This window comes from Skermanella mucosa (assembly GCF_016765655.2).
Lineage (GTDB): Bacteria > Pseudomonadota > Alphaproteobacteria > Azospirillales > Azospirillaceae > Skermanella > Skermanella mucosa.
In genome coordinates this window covers 6,335,655-6,351,711 of sequence record NZ_CP086106.1, presented here as the reverse complement: position 1 = coordinate 6,351,711, position 16,057 = coordinate 6,335,655, and the positions used below count along the sequence as shown (strand labels likewise).

At 68.2% G+C, this 16,057-nt stretch carries 16 protein-coding genes; 7 read left to right on the top strand and 9 right to left on the bottom strand.

Translation table 11 applies throughout. The features are described 5' to 3' along the window. Positions 1-6: 6 nt before the first annotated feature. Complete coding sequence (locus tag JL100_RS29515) at positions 7-1,827, top strand: ABCB family ABC transporter ATP-binding protein/permease (RefSeq protein WP_202680931.1); 1,821 nt, start codon at positions 7-9, stop codon at positions 1,825-1,827. Between the two features lie 491 nt (positions 1,828-2,318). Here the strand turns inward: JL100_RS29515 and holA are convergent, their stop codons facing one another. From holA to JL100_RS36715, 5 genes are all read right to left on the bottom strand, one after another. Continuing rightward, a complete protein-coding gene (gene holA, locus JL100_RS29510) occupies positions 2,319-3,350 on the bottom strand; it encodes a DNA polymerase III subunit delta (protein ID WP_202680930.1) in 1,032 nt (343 codons plus the stop codon). Between the two features lie 28 nt (positions 3,351-3,378). Further along, positions 3,379-5,943 carry a leucine--tRNA ligase gene (gene leuS / locus JL100_RS29505; protein WP_202680929.1) on the bottom strand — a complete coding sequence of 855 codons (2,565 nt, stop codon included), beginning with the start codon at positions 5,941-5,943 and terminating at the stop codon, positions 3,379-3,381. Between the two features lie 127 nt (positions 5,944-6,070). After that, positions 6,071-6,685: a DUF3576 domain-containing protein gene (locus JL100_RS29500; protein WP_228420974.1), complete on the bottom strand. Its 615-nt coding sequence runs from the start codon at positions 6,683-6,685 to the stop codon at positions 6,071-6,073. Between the two features lie 453 nt (positions 6,686-7,138). After that, entirely contained in the window at positions 7,139-7,279 is a 141-nt protein-coding gene (locus tag JL100_RS29495; protein WP_228420973.1) for a GIY-YIG nuclease family protein, read from the bottom strand. A 59-nt stretch (positions 7,280-7,338) separates the two neighbouring features. Then, positions 7,339-7,404, bottom strand: a complete 66-nt coding sequence (locus JL100_RS36715; RefSeq protein WP_323378562.1) for a GIY-YIG nuclease family protein — start codon at positions 7,402-7,404, stop codon at positions 7,339-7,341. Between the two features lie 187 nt (positions 7,405-7,591). On the opposite strand from JL100_RS36715, the gene JL100_RS29490 reads away from it, so the two are divergent. The 4 genes from JL100_RS29490 (at position 7,592) to JL100_RS29475 (ending at position 10,897) form a co-directional block, all read left to right on the top strand. Next, entirely contained in the window at positions 7,592-8,677 is a 1,086-nt protein-coding gene (locus tag JL100_RS29490) for a porin (protein ID WP_202680928.1), read from the top strand. A gap of 233 nt (positions 8,678-8,910) precedes the next feature. Continuing rightward, positions 8,911-10,047: a porin gene (locus JL100_RS29485; protein ID WP_202680927.1), complete on the top strand. Its 1,137-nt coding sequence runs from the start codon at positions 8,911-8,913 to the stop codon at positions 10,045-10,047. 176 nt (positions 10,048-10,223) lie between these two features. Then, complete coding sequence (locus JL100_RS29480) at positions 10,224-10,448, top strand: AbrB/MazE/SpoVT family DNA-binding domain-containing protein (RefSeq protein WP_202680926.1); 225 nt, start codon at positions 10,224-10,226, stop codon at positions 10,446-10,448. An 11-nt stretch (positions 10,449-10,459) separates the two neighbouring features. Continuing rightward, the gene (locus JL100_RS29475) at positions 10,460-10,897 is read left to right on the top strand and encodes a type II toxin-antitoxin system death-on-curing family toxin (RefSeq protein WP_202680925.1); all 438 of its coding nucleotides are present in this window, start codon (positions 10,460-10,462) and stop codon (positions 10,895-10,897) included. Here the strand turns inward: JL100_RS29475 and JL100_RS29470 are convergent, their stop codons facing one another. Further along, complete coding sequence (locus JL100_RS29470) at positions 10,898-12,091, bottom strand: cupin domain-containing protein (protein WP_202680924.1); 1,194 nt, start codon at positions 12,089-12,091, stop codon at positions 10,898-10,900. Between the two features lie 296 nt (positions 12,092-12,387). Here JL100_RS29470 and JL100_RS29465 point away from each other — a divergent pair, with 296 nt between their 5' ends. After that, positions 12,388-13,095, top strand: a complete 708-nt coding sequence (locus tag JL100_RS29465) for a YggS family pyridoxal phosphate-dependent enzyme (protein WP_202680923.1) — start codon at positions 12,388-12,390, stop codon at positions 13,093-13,095. Positions 13,096-13,114: 19 nt separating this feature from the next. On the opposite strand, the gene JL100_RS29460 is transcribed toward JL100_RS29465, so the two are convergent. The 3 genes from JL100_RS29460 to nth all read right to left on the bottom strand — a co-directional run bounded on the left by JL100_RS29460 (position 13,115) and on the right by nth (position 15,422). Then, the gene (locus tag JL100_RS29460) at positions 13,115-13,612 is read right to left on the bottom strand and encodes a L,D-transpeptidase family protein (RefSeq protein WP_202680922.1); all 498 of its coding nucleotides are present in this window, start codon (positions 13,610-13,612) and stop codon (positions 13,115-13,117) included. 31 nt (positions 13,613-13,643) lie between these two features. Further along, entirely contained in the window at positions 13,644-14,612 is a 969-nt protein-coding gene (locus JL100_RS29455; protein WP_202680921.1) for a hypothetical protein, read from the bottom strand. A gap of 132 nt (positions 14,613-14,744) precedes the next feature. Beyond that, the gene (nth, locus tag JL100_RS29450) at positions 14,745-15,422 is read right to left on the bottom strand and encodes an endonuclease III (protein ID WP_202680920.1); all 678 of its coding nucleotides are present in this window, start codon (positions 15,420-15,422) and stop codon (positions 14,745-14,747) included. A gap of 99 nt (positions 15,423-15,521) precedes the next feature. Between nth and JL100_RS29445 the strand changes: the two genes are divergently transcribed. After that, on the top strand, positions 15,522-16,028 hold the full coding sequence (locus tag JL100_RS29445) for a DUF2244 domain-containing protein (RefSeq protein WP_202680919.1): 507 nt from the start codon (positions 15,522-15,524) through the stop codon (positions 16,026-16,028). Positions 16,029-16,057: the final 29 nt, after the last annotated feature.

The window sequence follows — 16,057 nt, the reverse complement described above, 5'->3', positions numbered from 1 at the left end:
GGGGCCATGCCGCGCATCCTGAACGAACGCCCCTCGGACGCCCCGGCATTGCCGTCCGTGGACCGCAGGGTCTTCAGGCTGATGCTGCCCTTCCTGTGGCCGCGCGACGACCGCGGGCTGCGGGTCCGGCTGGTGGTGTCCATGGCGCTGCTGTGCCTGACGGCGGCACTCAACGCGACGGTGCCGATCCTGTTCGCCCGCGCGGTGGACAGGATCTCGGCCCCGGCGGGGACGGAACTGGCCGTGGTCCCGGTCGCCCTGCTGCTGGCCTACGGCGCCATGCAGTGGCTCGCCAAGGTGTTCAACGAGCTGCGCTGGGCGCTGTACGGCCCGATCGAGCAGCGGATGCAGCGCCACATGGGCATGGCCGTGTTCCGCCATGTCCACGAGCTGAGCCTGCGGTTCCACTTGGGCCGGCGCACCGGCCAGATCAGCCGGGTGCTCGACAACGGCATGCGCGGGATCCGCGAGCTGCTGTTCGACGTGGTCTTCCTGATCCTGCCGCTGTTCGCCGAGATCGCGATCATCTGCGCCGTGCTGCTCGGGTCGTTCAGCGCGGCCTTCGCCGGGATCACCGTGGCGACCCTGGCGCTCTACGGGGTCTGCCTGGTGATCGGGTCGGAATGGCTGCGCCGGCGCCAGCGCCGGGCGGTCGCGGAAGGCGCCGAGGCGCACGGCAAGGCGGTGGACAGCCTGCTGAACTATGAAACCGTCAAGTATTTCGGCAACGAGGAGCATATCGCCGGCCGCTACGAGGGGGCGCTTCGCGAGGTCGAGCGGCTGACCGTCAACGCCATGCTGTGGCGCAGCCTGACCGGGATCCTTCAGGTCTCGATCCTGGGGGCGGGGCTGACCGCGATGATCCTGCTGGCGGCGCGCCAGGTGGCGGCCGGTGCCATGACGGTCGGCGACTTCGTGCTGGTCAACACCTATCTGCTCCAGCTGATCCGCCCGCTCGACCGGCTGGGCCAGCTCTACCGCTCGATCAAGCAGTCGCTGACCGACGTGGAACAGATGCTGGAGCTGCTGAACCAGCCGTCCGAGGTGGCCGACGCGCCGGACGCGGCCACCCTGCCCGACGGCCCCGGCCGGCTGCGGTTCGACCGGGTCGGCTTCGCCTACGACCCGCGCCGGCCGGTGCTGAGGGACGTCTCGTTCGAGCTGCCGCCGGGCGGGACGCTGGCGATCGTGGGGCCGAGCGGCGCCGGGAAATCGACGATCGGGCGCCTGCTGTTCCGGTTCTACGACCCGACGTCGGGCCGCATCCTGTTCGACGGCGCCGACATATCCTCGGTGACCCAGTCGAGCCTGCGCGCCGCGATCGCCGTGGTGCCCCAGGACACGGTGCTGTTCAACGACACGATCCTGTACAACATCGCCTTCGGCCGGCCGGGAGCCTCGCGGGCGGAGGTCGAGCGGGCTGCCCGCCTCGCCCGGATCCATGAATTCATCACCGGCCTGCCCGACGGCTACGACAGCCTGGTCGGCGAGCGCGGGCTGAAGCTGTCGGGCGGGGAGAAGCAGCGGGTCGCGATCGCCCGCGCGATCCTGAAGCGGCCCCGCTTGTTCCTGTTCGACGAGGCGACCTCCGCGCTGGACAGCCATACGGAGCTGGCGATCCAGCAGAGCCTGCGCGAGGTCAGCCGCGGCACCACGACGGTCGTGATCGCCCACCGGCTGTCCACCGTGGTCCATGCCGACGAGATCCTGGTGCTGGAGGACGGCCGGGCGGTGGAACGCGGCACCCATGCGGCCCTGCTGGCGCGGGACGGGGCGTACGCGGCGCTGTGGGCGCGCCAGCAGGCCGACCGCGACGCGGCGGAGTGAGGCTGGGGTTCTTTGCCACAGATAACGGCGATGGGCAGCGATGCCGCCCGGGTTGTGTCTCATTCTACTTCTTATACTTCATGTTCTTATACTTCATGTTCTTATACTTCATGCGCGGGCTTGACCCGCGCATCCACGCGCAAACCAGCGTGAAGGAGTTCGCGCGTGGATGACCGGATCAAGTCCACGGCTGTCCGGCACGATACTTGCTAATCAACCATTGAGAACATTCCTGGCGACTTTTTTCTCCTTAGGTTCGTCATCCGCGGGCTTGACCCGCGGATCTCAAAGCACGGAGGCTTCGATGCTTCCCGCGAACGATGGCCGGATCAAGTCCGGCCATGACGAAAACGGAGTGATTTTGCCAGAAATTAACCCTTTCTCAGAATAAGCAATCTCCGGGCCGGACAACCGTGGATCAAGTCCGGTCATGATGAAATGGGAAATTCTCGTTTGTCCGGCCCGCTGTAGATAATCACAACGGTCTTCGCTCAGCGGCGGCTGCGGGCCAGGACGGCGAGCTGGAAGAAGGCGCGGGCGCAGATGGTCTCGTCGGGCATGTTGGTGCGCTTGCAGTCGGCCTCGGCGTCGGTCAGGCGGTCCAGCCCCTGGCGGAGCGCCGCCGGGGTCCAGCGCCGGACCTGTCCGGTGAACTGGTTCTTGACCTTGAAGAACAGCGGCGGGCGCAGGGTGGCGACGGCGCGCTCCACCGAGTCGCCCTTCTCCACCTGGGCCACGACCAGCTGGAGCCGCTGGAAATGCCGCTGGGCGGAGCGGAGGATCGGCACCGGGCTCATGCCCTCCGCGAACAGGCGGCGGAGCGCGCGGTCCACGCCGGCGAAGTCGCCGTCGCCGGCGGCCCAGGAGGGCGCGTCCATCTCCAGCGCGCCGCTGTCGCCGATGCAGGCCTGGGCGTCCTCCAGCTCGACCCGGCGGCCGCCCTCGCCCATGTAGGTCACCAGCTTCTCGACCTCGCCGCGGGCGATCATGCGGTCGCCCACCAGGTTGGCCGCCAGGAAGTCGCGGGCGTCGGCGCTGACCGTCAGCTTGTGGGCCGCCAGCATGCCGGCGATGGTGTCGGCCAGCGCCGATTCGTCCTCCACGTAGCAGGGGATCGGGGCGCCGGCCGGGGCGTTCTCGAACAATGCCCGCAGCTTCGATCCCTTGGACAGGTCGCCGGCCTCGACCACCACCATGCTGTCGCCGCCGGGCAGCGACTCGAACAGGGAGGCGAAGGCGCCGGTCACGCCGTCGTCGGCATCGCGGATGCGGATCAGGCGCCGGCCGCCGGTCAGGGACATGGCGGCCACCTCGTCGGCCAGCCGCGCCGGGTCCTTGGCAACGGCGGAGCCGAGCATGTCCACCACGCGGAACGGGTCGTGCTGGTCCTCGACCACGCCGCGGGAGACGGTGTCGGCCCGCTCGCGCACCAAGCCGCCGTCGGGGCCGTAGAACAGCACCGCCCGGACGTTGGGGTCGGGACGGCGGACGAACCCCTCGATCCGGCCGGCCGGGATCTTCATCGCCTACATCCCCTGGCGGGCCGCGGGATCAGACCACCACATTGACGATCCGGTTGGGCACATAGATCAGCTTGCGGATCGGTTTGCCGTCCATCGCCCGCTGGACGTTGGCGTCGGCCAGCGCCGCCTCGCGCGCGGCGTCCTCGGCGGCGTCGCGCGGCAGGGGGATCTGGGCGCGCAGCTTGCCGTTGACCTGCACCGCGACCACGACGCTCTCGTCCACCACCAGGGCCGGGTCGGCCTCGGGCCAGGGCGACTCGGTCAGCAGGGTGGAATGCCCCAGCCCCTGCCACAGCTCCTCGCCCAGATGGGGCATCATCGGGCCGATCAGCTTGACCAGGGTCTCGTAACCTTCCCGCAGCACCCAGTCCTCGCCGGCGCCCTTGCCATCCAGCTCGGCCAGGGCGTTGGTCAGCTCGCGGGCGCGGGCGACGGCCTTGTTGAAACGGAACTTCTCGACGTCGTCGCCGAAGCCGTCGATCGTCTTGTGGACGATCCGGCGGACCGCCTGTCCCTTCTCGGAGATCTCCGCCGGGGCCGGGGTGCCGGAGGCGGCCAGGGGCACCGCCGGCTCGGTGATCAGCCGCCAGACGCGGGCGACGTAGCGCCAGGCGCCGTCGATGCCCGATTCGGTCCATTCCAGGTCGCGTTCCGGCGGGCTGTCGGACAGCAGCAGCAGCCGCATGGTGTCCGCGCCGTAGGTGTCGATGATGTGCTCCAAGCCGACGACGTTCTTCTTCGACTTGCTCATCTTCTCCAGCCGGCCGGCCTCCACCGCCTCGCCGGTGCCGCGCTTGACGGCTTGGCCGTCCCGCTGCTCGACCTCCTCCGGATAGAGCCACTGGCCGGAGGCGTCGCGGTAGGTCGCGTGGGTCACCATGCCCTGGGTCATCAGCCCCGCGAAGGGCTCGGCCACGGCGAGGTAGCCGCAGTCCTTGAGGGCGCGGGTGAAGAAGCGGGAATAGAGCAGGTGGAGCACCGCATGCTCGACGCCGCCGATATACTGGTCCACCGGCAGCCAGTAGTCGGCAGCACCCCGGTCGAACGCGGTCGCCGTGTCGTGCGGCGAGCAGAAGCGCGCGAAGTACCAGGAGCTTTCGAAGAAGGTGTCGAAGGTGTCGGTCTCCCGCCGGGCCTCGCCGCCGCAGGTCGGGCAGGTCGTGTGCTTCCAGGTCGGATGGTGGTCCAGCGGGTTGCCCGGCTGGTCGAAGCTGACGTCGGTCGGCAACTCCACCGGCAGATCCTGTTCCGGCACCGGGACGATGCCGCACTTTTCGCAATGGATCACCGGGATCGGGCAGCCCCAGTAGCGCTGGCGGCTGACGCCCCAGTCGCGCAGGCGGTAGATGGTGGTGCCCTCGCCCTTGCCGGCTTCCTCCATGCGGTCGATCACGGCGCGCTTGGCGGCTTCGACCTCCATCCCGTCGAGGAAGGCGGAGTTCGCCAAGTGGCCGGGACCGACATAGGCCTCGGTCCCGACCTCGAACGCGGCCGGGTCGGCACCGTCGGGGACGACGACGGGCAGCACGGGCAGGCCGTACTTGCGGGCGAAGTCCAGGTCGCGCTGGTCGTGGGCCGGGCAGCCGAAGATGGCGCCGGTACCGTATTCCATCAGCACGAAGTTGGCGACGTGGACCGGCACGGTCCGGCCCTCGACGAAGGGGTGGATCGCCTTGAGCCCGGTGTCGAAGCCCAGCTTCTCCGCCGTCTCGATCGCCGCCTCGCTGGTGCCGATGCGGTTGCATTCCGCGATGAAGGCCGCGAGGTCGGGATTGGACGCCGCCAGCCGGGCCGCCAGCGGATGGTTGGGTGACACCGCGACGAAGCTGGCGCCGAACAGCGTGTCGGGCCGGGTGGTGAAGACCTCGATCTTTTCCGGATCGTCCGCCAGGTCGAAGGTGAAGCGCAGGCCGGAGGACTTGCCGATCCACTTCTCCTGCATGGTCCGGACCTTGTCCGGCCAGCGGTCGAGCGTACCGATGGCTTCCAGCAGCTCGTCGGCGTACTGGGTGATCTTGAGGAACCACTGGCTGAGCTTGCGCTTCTCGACCGGAGCGCCGGAGCGCCAGCCGCGGCCGTCGATCACCTGCTCGTTGGCCAGCACGGTGTTTTCGACCGGGTCCCAGTTGACCCAGCTTTCCTTGCGGTAGGCCAGGCCCGCCTTCAGGAAGTCCAGGAAGATCTTCTGCTCGTGGCGGTAGTATTCGGGCGCGCAGGTCGCGATCTCGCGCGTCCAGTCATAAGCCAGGCCCAGCGTCTTGAGCTGGGCGCGCATGGTCGCGATGTTCTCGTAGGTCCAGGTCGCGGGATGCACCTTGTTGGCGATCGCGGCGTTCTCCGCCGGCAGGCCGAAGGCGTCCCAGCCCATGGGATGGAGCACGTTGAAGCCGCGCGCCCGCTTGTAGCGCGCCACCATGTCGCCGATGGCGTAGTTGCGGGCATGGCCGACATGGAGCCGCCCCGACGGGTAGGGGAACATCTCCAGCACGTAGTATTTCGGCCGGGAGGGGTCCTCGTGGGCGACGAAGCTTCCGTGCTCGTCCCAGACCGCCTGCCACTTGGCTTCCGTTTCCTTGGAGTTGTACCGCGACATGAACCATTCCTCACCGCGCCCCGATGCCCAAGCAGGGCGGGCGACACTTCACCGATGCACTATCGTCTATCGTCGGCCCCGGCCGATCGTTCCCGCCGGAGCCCTGAAAATCCCCGCCTCGGGAAGCCTATTGGCTGTCGGCGGTCTGCGCGATCCGGATCTGGCGGGCGCGCGTCAGGATGGTGTCCTCCAGCCGGCTCGCCGTTTCCGTGCTGACGCCCGAGTCCCGCCATTCGCCGCCGTTGGGTCCGGTCCCGGCGCGCTGCTGCCGGAAGACGCTGACCCGCACCCCGTCGGCGCGGAGCTGCCGGTCGAGGATGTAGAGGTTGACCTTGAACCGCTCGTTCGGCGTTTCCGGCGGGGAATACCAGTCGGTCAGGATCACGCCGCCGAACGGATCGGCCGAGGCGATCGGCATGAAGGCCAGCGTGTCGAGCGAGGCGCGCCACAGGTAGCTGTTGACGCCGATGCCCTGGCCGTCCTGCGGCCCGGACTCGGCGCGGCGCGGGCCGAGCAGCGTGAAGCCGCCCTCGCCGCCCAGCAAGCTGCCGTAGCGGTACCGCTTGTCCTCGTCCGGATCGGGGAACTTGGCTTCCGGCTGGACGCCGCCGCAACCGCTCAGCAGCAGCGTTGCGCCGAGCACGCCCAGCAGGGCTGCGGCCGACTTGCGCCGGGTCGGCGCCCCGGGGGTGTTGCGCATCTGAACGGTGGAAAGCGGAAAACGGGCCATTTTGTCTGACATCTCTGCGGTTCGGGCGCCGGAAATTAGACCAAAGGCGTGTGCGAGCGCAAGCGATCGGTCAAACGGGATGCTCCGAAGGGGGCTGCGGGTCCCCGCCCCTGCCGGCCGCCGGACGATGACCGGGTCAAGCCTGGTCATGACGGAGGGGGGAGGGGGGAGCGGGAGCGGCTCGGTGCGCTCTCCGACTCTCCCGCTTCCTTTCCGCTTCCCTTTCGCTTCCTTTCCGCTTCCCTTCCTCCCCATTCGTCATAGCCGGGCTTGACCCGGCTATCTCCCGCAGGCGGCAGCGAGGCGTCTCCATGCAGGACGATGACCGGGTCAAGCCCGGTCATGACGGAAAGGGGGTGGCGGGTGCCTGTTGGGAAGGGGAGCGGAGGCCGCGGCGAAAGGGGACGGAAGGCCGTGGGGAAAGGAAGGGGACACAGGCCCCCCAGCAAAAAGGAGAAGCGCCGGTCACTTCATCAGGTCCTCGTACAGGTCCCTCCATTCCGGATTGGCGGCGACGATCAGCGCCACCTTCCACGCCCGTGGCCAGTGCTTGATGTTCTTCTCGCGCTGGATCGCGAGGCGGATGTCGTGTGCCGCTCGATCCACACCAGACGCTGTATGTTGTAGCGCTTTGTGAAGCCGTCCGACGCGCGTTCGCGGTGCTCTTAAACGCGTCGGGCGAGATCGGCAGTGACGCCGACATAGAGCGTTCCGTCCGGTCGATTCGCCATCATGTACACCCAGCCGCCAAGCTCCATAAACGCTTCTCTCCGTTTTAGTTACCACATAAGTGGCAAAATTGTTACGGTCTCAGGTTGTCTATGGCGGCGCGATAGAAAGCATTTGCGGCTCATATCCCGAAAATCACAACAATAAGCCGAACGGTCGATAGACCAGAAGTCATTACGGGGAAAACAGATGCGCAAGCTCCTTCTCGCCACGACCGCCACCGCAGCCGTCTGCGCGTTCGCCGCGCAGGCCCAGGCGCAGGTCACCGTCACCCTTGGCGGCTACACCGAGTTCTTCGCCGCGACCTATGACGACGACACCGGCTCCGACCGCACCAGCCGGGAGTTCCAGCTGGAGACCGAGATCGTGATCAGGGCCGACGGCAAGGCCGACAACGGCCTGCTGTACGGCACCAAGGTCGAGCTGCAGAACGGCACGACCAACAGCGTCGGCACCGACGAGGCTTCGGTTTATCTGGGCGGCACCTGGGGGCGGCTTGAGCTGGGCGATTTCGACGGCGCGTCCGACACCCTGAAGATCTACGCGCCCGTGGTCGGCGTGGAGCAGATCGACGGCGACTATTCCGACTTCGCGGGCGGCCAGCCGAACTTCGGCATGCATATCCCGAACAGCGGCGACTCGACCAAGATCATGTACCTGACCCCGCGCATCGCGGGCTTCCAGGCCGGCGCCAGCTACACGCCGGAAGCCGACAACCAGGCGCAGAGCGTCGTCGCGCTCAAGACGACCAGCACCTACAAGGACGTCGGCGAGTTCGGCATCAACTATACCGGCGAGTTCTCGGGCCTGGGCGTGGCGCTCGGCGCCACCCTGACCACGGCGTCCAGCGGCACCAACAGCGGGGTCGAGGACTTCACCGCCTGGAACCTGGGTGCCCAGTTCACCTTCGGCGGCTTCGCCTTCGGCGGCGGCTATGTCGATGCCGGCGACTTCCTGCTGCCGACCACGGGCGCCATCGACGACGACCAGACCGCCTGGCATGTCGGCGGCAGCTATACCGCCGGCCCGGTCGCCGTCGCCGCCAGCTACCTGAACGCCCAGGGCTATACGGCAGCATACGGCGGTTCGACCGACTACAGCGACGACTATCAGGCCTTCAGCGTGGGCGCCACCTACGCACTGGCCCCCGGCATGATCCTGGAGACCGAAGTCACCTTCTTCGAGGACGACGTCCTGACCGGCACCCGCGGCGCCACGGTCAAGGGCAACAACGACGGCTACGTCTTCGTGGTCGGCACCCGCCTCGACTTCTGATCCCGGCGGATACTCGCCCGCTTCACCGGCCCAGGAACGGCGGCATCCCCGGATGCCGCCGTTTCCGATTCCGGGAGGTCCGACGATGGCGATGTGTCTAACGCGTCACAGTGTGGGCGCTTCTACACGGCCGATGGTAATAGCCGATTGCAAGGATTACCCATAAAGGATTATCCAAATTCGCAGCCCCGAAAGATTGGGTAATTCAAAGGTTCTCCAAGGGAGTCAAAGCAATGAGGAACATCCTCCTCGCCACCACCGCGCTCGCCGCCGTCGCCGGCTTCGCTTCCGCCGCCAACGCACAGATCAAGGTCACCCTGGGCGGCTACACCGAATTCTTCGCGGCCATCTACGACAACAATCTGGTCAACGGCACCGAGCGGGAGTTCCAGCTCGAGACCGAGATCGTGATCAAGGCCGACGGCAAGGCCGACAACGGCCTGCTGTACGGCGCCAAGGTCGAGCTGCAGAACGGCACCACCGCCAGCGTCGGCACCGACGAGGCGTCGGTCTATCTCGCCGGCTCCTGGGGCCGTATCGAGATGGGCGACTTCGACGGCGCCGCCGACACCCTGGCGATCTACGCCCCGCTGACCGGCGTCGACGCCCTCGACGGCGACGGGCTTGATTTCATTTCCGTCACCGGCGTGACGTTCCCCGGCAAGACCGGCACCTACGAACTGGGCCGTACGCCCTGGGGCGCCGCCATCAAGGCGCCGGACAGCAGCGACGCGACCAAGATCATGTACCTGACCCCGCGCTTCATGGGCTTCCAGGGCGGCTTCAGCTACACCCCGGAGAACGGTGACGAAGCGCAGAACGTCGTCACCACCAAGAACACCTCGGGCTACTCCGACTTCCTGGAATTCGGCCTGAACTATGTCGGCGAGTTCAGCGGCGTGTCCGTCTCCGCGAGCGCCACCGGCACCAGCGGCAACGGCAAGGGTGCCACCGGCACCCCGGCCCTGAAGGACTTCACCGCTTGGCAGCTCGGCGGTCAGGTCGGCTATGCCGGCTTCAAGTTCGGCGGCAGCTACATCGACGCCGAGAACTTCAACGTTCCGGTCCGGACCGACAGCGGCGACCAGCATGCCTGGAACGTCGGCGCCACCTACACCACCGGCCCGGCCACCGTCGGCCTGTTCTACTCGGACTCCGAGGGCTACAAGCGCGCTCCGGGCACCTACGCCGACAGCTACGAGCTCTATGGCCTGAGCGGCACCTACGTCCTGGCTCCGGGCTTCCTGATCCAGTCCGACCTGATGTACCTCGAGGAAGACCTGAAGACGAGCGCCGCCGCGACGGCCGCCTCCAACAAGGTCAGCACCGACGGCTACGTCTGGGTCGTCAGCACCCGCCTGAACTTCTAAGAACCGCCCGGCCCTCGCGGGCCGGAGGTCCTGGAGGCTTCGGAACCGGGGCGGTGGTGCGAACCACCGCCCCGTTTTCGTTGGGCAAAGGCTATCGGGCCCAATCGTCGTGGATACTCCTTGACGTAATAACGGACGTTATTACATGATTGGACAGTCACAGAGGCGAGGCCACCATGCACACGACCAAACTGACCAAGATCGGCAATTCGACTGGCCTGACCGTACCCCGCGACGTGCTTGCCTCGGCCGGGCTGAGCCGAGGCGACGAGGTCGCAATCGACGTCCGGGATGGAAAGATCGAGATCACCAAGGCGGATGACGGATACAATCAGGCGATGGAGATCGGACGGCGCTTCGCGGCACGCTATCGCCGCACCATGGCGATCCTTTCAAAATGAGCCCGGCCGGAATGAGCCCGGTTGTCGAAGAAGCGACGATCCAGGGCCGGCGCTTCCTGAACCCGCCTTTGCAGGCGCTCCTCGACCTTCATGGCGAATTGCTGGCGGAGCATGGCGGGGCTCCGGGATTGCGCGATCGTGGAGGGCTGGAGGCATCGCTGGCCCGGCCTTTCCAACTCATCGCCTACGGTGACGACAGGCTGACGATCTTCGACCTGGCGGCGGCATTGTGCGTCAGCATATGCCGAAGCCATCCTTGCGTGGACGGCAACAAGCGGGCAGCCTTCGTGGCGCTCGGCGTCACGCTCGGCCTGAACGGGTTCGAACTCGACGCGACCGAGCGCGAAGCGGCCGACAGGATCCTGGATCTCGCCGCGGGCGCGCTGTCGGAAGACAGGTTCCGCGACTGGGTGGCCGACCACTCCTATCCCATCGACCCCGATCCCTGATCACGCCACCTCGACCACCTTCATGTTGGACAGGTCGGTCAGCAGCTGGCGGCGGGCCTTCTCGTTCAGGCCGGGATGCGCCTGGGCCAGTTCGGTCTCAGTGAAGCTCTCGCGGCCGACGACCCAGGAAACCGGACCTTCGGCGCCCGGCGGGATCGGCACCGCGCGGCGGTCGTCGCCGAGCTGCCAGCCGGCCGGGCCGCGGGTCACCTTGAGGCTGGCGCTGCGGCGGCGCCAGCGCTTCGCCAGGGCGTCGCCCGGCAGGTCGAGCGAGCCCCGGTCGTAATGGTACGCGCGCATGAAGGCGGCGAACTGCTGGACGACGGCCGGCTCGCGCACATACTCCGCGACCCGGGCGCCAAGCGCCGCCAGATGCTCCGCCATGGCTCCGTCCGGAGCGTCGGGCCGGGGCACGGTGCGGCGGAACAGGGGGTCCTGCACCGCCCGCTCGAACAGCATGCTGATCAGGTCGAGCCCGATCACCGAGGTCAGGCCGAAGGCGATGTGGATCGCGGTCTCGGCCGAGGCCAGCGCGTCGTGGTACCAGCCCCGCGGCAGGTACAGCACGTCGCCCGGCTTCAGCGTGACCTCCAGGCTGACCGGGCCCTTGTGCTTGTCGTGGAACTCCTGCCCCAGGGTCTTGAAGAAGGGATGGGCGATCGGGTCCTCGAAATGGCGCTGGTAGATCCGCCAGGTCTTCTGCCCCTCCACATGCAGGGCATAGACGTCGTGGGTGTCGAAATGGCTGCCGAACGCCTGGTGCGCCCGCCACGAGCAATAGAGATTGGCCTGCGCCTTGCCGCCGAGGCCCTGCTCCAGCGCGTTGGCGACCGCCTTCAGGCCGGGGGTCAGGCTGTCGATGTCGTTGCACACCAGCGAGGCGCCGCGCCGCAGCCAGGTGCCGACCTTGTCCAGGTCGGCCATCATGGCCTCCCGCCCTTCCCGGTCCAGTCCCGGCCGGCAATAGTCCGGGGCTTCGAGGATGCGGGTGTCGAGCACGAGCTGGAGCGACTTGGACGACCACAGGCCGGACTGGCCGAGCAATCCCGACAGCGTCCGCCAATCCATGACCGAGGCCAGCTTGCCGGCAGCACCGGGGATGTGGAGAGGCTTTCGGCCGTGATAGTCGCGGAAGAACTCCTCCACCGTCAGCGGGTGAAGGATGTCGGCAAGGCTGGCGATCGTCTCGGACATGGGGTCCCTCTCTCGCGGGTCCGATCCGGTCCGGGGGTGAAATCCGGTCAAGCCTCTGTTCGGGAAGGCGGCAGGATCACGGATGGACACGGATAGGCACGGATGAACACGGATGCGTTTTCTTGCCGATCGAATATCAGGCCGGGGGACGAATCCACCAGGGGGAAATGATATCCGTGCCCATCCGTGCCTATCCCGTTCATCCGTGATCCCGGCACGTTCGGCGGCAGGGGAGCCGGGGCCGCCCTCCGGGTTGGGTCTTGCCGTTTCCGGCCCGATGCGCGACAAGACGGATCATGATGACCATAGATACGCCCACACCCGAGTCCGGGTCCGACGTCGCCGCCAACCTGGCGGCCGTGCGCGACGCCATCGCCGAGGCCGCCCGCGAGGCGGGGCGCGATCCCGCCGGCGTCACGCTGGTCGCCGTCGGAAAGGTACAGCCGGTCGAAAAGCTGGAGGCGGCGCTTGAGGCGGGCCAACGCGTGTTCGGCGAGAACAGGGTGCAGGAGGCCAAGGCCAAGTTCCCGGCGCTCCGCGAGCGCTATCCCGACATCGAGCTTCACCTGATCGGTCCGCTCCAGACCAACAAGGTGAAGGAGGCGGTGGCCCTGTTCGACGTGATCCAGACCGTGGACCGGCCGAAGCTGGCCAAGGCGCTGGCCGAGGAAATGGCGAAGCAGGGCCGGCGGCCGGCCTGCTACGTCGAGGTCAATACCGGGGCGGAGCCGCAGAAGGCCGGCATCCCGCCGGAGGAGGTCGGCGCCTTCCTGGAGACCTGCCGGACCGAATACGGGCTGCCGGTCTCCGGCCTGATGTGCATCCCGCCGGCGGACGAGGAGCCCGCCCTGCATTTCGCGCTGCTGTCCGACCTGGCGAAGCGCCACGGCCTGCCCGTCGTCAGCATGGGCATGAGCGGCGACTATGAGACGGCGGTGCGGTTCGGCGCCACGCATGTCCGCGTCGGCACCGCGATCTTCGGCGCCCGGCCGCCGAAGGAATAGGGGACGGCGGAAAAACCGGTCAGCCGGCGACGGTCAGGCGGTCGCCCGGGCGGCAGTCGCGCAGGAGGGCCAGGAGGTCGGGCAGCGCCAGGGCGACGCAGCCGGCGGTCGGCTCGTAGTCGGGCTTGGCCACATGCATGAAGACGGCGCTGCCCTCGCCGGGGACCACGGGGTCGTCGTTGTGGCCGATCACCACCACGACATCGTACAGGCCGTCGGCCCGCCACATCTCCTCATGGCTGGGGGCGAAGGGTAGCTTGACGGGGCGGTTGTAGTCGGGGACGGCGGGATCGTCGCACCAGCCGTCGTCGGGGGCGATGGGCGCGACGGGGAGCCCGGTTTCGGGCGCGGCCAGCCGGTCCGGGCGGTAGAGCACCCGGCGCAGGGGGAAGCTGCCGACCGGCGTGGCGCCGTCGCCCTCGCGCTTGCCGGCGCTGATGCCGCCGCGGCCGAGCGCGCAGCGGAAGCTGCCGCCGGTCCAGGTCAGGACGCCGTCCCGTGAAACCTCGATATCCATGTCCCTTGCCTATCCGACGCGGGCGATCCGATCAATAGCTGCCGCGGGCGGCTCCGGGGGACGCGCCGGCGGGAGCGGCGGCGGTGCCGGTGCGGGCGCCCTGCCGGTACTTGTCCAAGGCGTTCATCATCATGTCGGCGACCAGTTCGGGCGGGATCGCGGCTGGTCCGCCGGGGGGCCAGCTCGCGCTCTGGGACGCGGGAGGGGACGGGGCGGGAGCGGCGGCCGGGGCGGGCGTCTTCTCCGCGGCCTGGGCCGCCGCGAGCTGGGCGGAGGCCCGCTGAGCCGGCAGCTTCTCCAGGTGGGCGCCCGGCCCGGTCGCGATGGGCGGCGCCGACTTCGGCTGGAGGCCCGCGACCCGCTTGGGCACCGCGAAGAACTTCGAGTCGGTCTCCCCCGGCCGGCGGGACGCGGGAACCGGGTTGGGCGCCACCGCGGCCGGGATCAGCACCTCTCCGGCCGGCGCCGCCTCCGCCATGGCCGGCGGGACGGGAGGGGTCTTGTCCGACGGGACGGCGGCGGGGGTGGCCGGGAGGGCGGCAGGAGCAGCGGCGGGAGGTGCCGCCGCCGTGGCCGCCGCCGGGGCCGAAGGCTGGGGGGCTTCCGACGACGCCACCTGGGGCGCCACCTGGGGCGCCTCGGCCGCCGGCTCCTCGTCGCCGGAGCCGGTGACCATGGCCATCAGGTGCTCGCCGGGGTCCTTGCCGGTCGTCTCGGCGATGATGGCGCTGCCGACGCCGGCGACCAGGCCGATGATTCCGCCATAGATCCCGCCGCCGATCACCCGCGACACCCCCTTGATGGTGTCGCCGGTCAGTTCGCGGTAGACCGTATTGACCACAGGGATGTGCTGGAGCGGATTGACGATATCGACGAAGTCCCAGAAGGACATGTCGACCTCCCCGGTATCCGGCATCTCGTTCTCGGCGACTCCGTTCGGAACCGGGGTTTCCCAGTTCCGGGGCGTCGCGCGGGTGGCGGTCAGGGTATCGATGGACATGGCATGGCCTCCTGCCTGTCCATTAGCAAGGGGCGTGCCAAGGTCCGGAAGGGCCGCGGGAGCGCCTTTTCCGGGCGGCGGGACGCCGCCCCTTCCCGGCAAAAGCTGCCGGTGCCTGGAAAATCCTGCCGGTCAGCCGGCGCTGACCGGCACGGGCGGGTCTTCCAGCATGTCGCGCTCGGTGGTCTTGTCGGGATAGGCGCAGAGGTCGCGCACGACGCAGGCCGGGCAGTCCGGCTTGCGGGCCTTGCAGATGTAGCGGCCGTGCAGGATCAGCCAATGGTGCGCGTGGGGCTTCCAGCGGGCCGGCACGTAGCGCACCAGCTTGCGCTCGACCTCCTCCGGCGTCTTGCCGCGCGCCAGCCCGGTGCGGTTGGAGACCCGGAAGATGTGGGTATCCACCGCGATGGTGGTCTGGCCGAACGCCACGTTCAGCACGACGTTGGCGGTCTTGCGGCCGACGCCGGGCAAGGCTTCCAGCTCCTTCCGCTTGCGCGGCACCTCGCCGCCGTGCTCGGCGACCAGGATCTCCGACAGCTTCATGACGTTCCTGGCCTTGGTGTTGAACAGGCCGATCGTCCTGATGTAGTGGCGAAGCTTTTCCTCCCCCAGGTCGAGCATCTGCTGCGGCGTCTGCACCACCTGGAACAGCGGGCCCGTCGCCCTGTTGACACCCACGTCGGTCGCCTGGGCGGACAGCACCACGGCGACCAGCAGGGTGTAGGGGTTGGTGAACTCCAATTCGGTCTTGGGCGCCGGGTTGTCGGCGGCAAGGCGGCGGAAGAATTCTTCGATGTCGGCTGGCTTCATGACCCTAGGATATCTCCTGGTTCCGCCCCGCGCCAAGGGCCGGCCGATCCGTACCGATCGGTCTTTACCATTTCCTCCGACGCATCATATCCTAGTCCCATGACCGCCATAGCCCATGACGACTCCGCCGAGCCGCGGGTCTTCTTCGACGCGATCCTGCATCCCCACAGGAGCCTGTCGCGGCGGGGATTCGCGATCTTCATGGGAGCCTTCACGGCGATCAGCCTGACGGTCGGCGGATTCTTCTGGCTCCAGGGCGCCTGGCCGGTCTTCGGCTTCTTCGGGCTCGACATCCTGCTGGTCTGGTGGGCTTTCCGCCGGAGCTACCGCAGCGCCCGCATGTACGAGACGGTCCGCCTGACCGAGCATGAGCTGGTGGTCCACCGGGTCGGCGTGACCGGCGACGACCGGTCCTGGAGCTTCCAGCCCTATTGGCTGCGGGTGACCATGGACGATCCCCCCGAGCACGAGAGCCAGGTGACCCTGACCAGCCACGGCCAGACCCTGACCGTCGGCTCCTTCCTGTCGCCGGAGGAGAGGCTGGACTTCGCCAAGGCGCTGAACGAGGCGCTGGGCAAGTGCCGGCGCGTCCATCCCCGCGCCTGAGCGGTACCGCAAGAATCGGGTTGGCCCCG

Excerpts from the sequence above, each read along its gene's own strand:
- JL100_RS29515 (WP_202680931.1), top strand. The coding sequence starts at position 7 with ATGCCGCGCATCCTGAACGAACGCCCCTCGGACGCCCCGGCATTGCCG.
- holA (WP_202680930.1), bottom strand. The coding sequence starts at position 3,350 with ATGAAGATCCCGGCCGGCCGGATCGAGGGGTTCGTCCGCCGTCCCGAC.
- leuS (WP_202680929.1), bottom strand. The coding sequence starts at position 5,943 with ATGTCGCGGTACAACTCCAAGGAAACGGAAGCCAAGTGGCAGGCGGTC.
- JL100_RS29500 (WP_228420974.1), bottom strand. The coding sequence starts at position 6,685 with ATGTCAGACAAAATGGCCCGTTTTCCGCTTTCCACCGTTCAGATGCGC.
- JL100_RS29490 (WP_202680928.1), top strand. The coding sequence starts at position 7,592 with ATGCGCAAGCTCCTTCTCGCCACGACCGCCACCGCAGCCGTCTGCGCG.
- JL100_RS29485 (WP_202680927.1), top strand. The coding sequence starts at position 8,911 with ATGAGGAACATCCTCCTCGCCACCACCGCGCTCGCCGCCGTCGCCGGC.
- JL100_RS29480 (WP_202680926.1), top strand. The coding sequence starts at position 10,224 with ATGCACACGACCAAACTGACCAAGATCGGCAATTCGACTGGCCTGACC.
- JL100_RS29475 (WP_202680925.1), top strand. The coding sequence starts at position 10,460 with ATGAGCCCGGTTGTCGAAGAAGCGACGATCCAGGGCCGGCGCTTCCTG.
- JL100_RS29470 (WP_202680924.1), bottom strand. The coding sequence starts at position 12,091 with ATGTCCGAGACGATCGCCAGCCTTGCCGACATCCTTCACCCGCTGACG.
- JL100_RS29465 (WP_202680923.1), top strand. The coding sequence starts at position 12,388 with ATGATGACCATAGATACGCCCACACCCGAGTCCGGGTCCGACGTCGCC.
- JL100_RS29460 (WP_202680922.1), bottom strand. The coding sequence starts at position 13,612 with ATGGATATCGAGGTTTCACGGGACGGCGTCCTGACCTGGACCGGCGGC.
- JL100_RS29455 (WP_202680921.1), bottom strand. The coding sequence starts at position 14,612 with ATGTCCATCGATACCCTGACCGCCACCCGCGCGACGCCCCGGAACTGG.
- nth (WP_202680920.1), bottom strand. The coding sequence starts at position 15,422 with ATGAAGCCAGCCGACATCGAAGAATTCTTCCGCCGCCTTGCCGCCGAC.
- JL100_RS29445 (WP_202680919.1), top strand. The coding sequence starts at position 15,522 with ATGACCGCCATAGCCCATGACGACTCCGCCGAGCCGCGGGTCTTCTTC.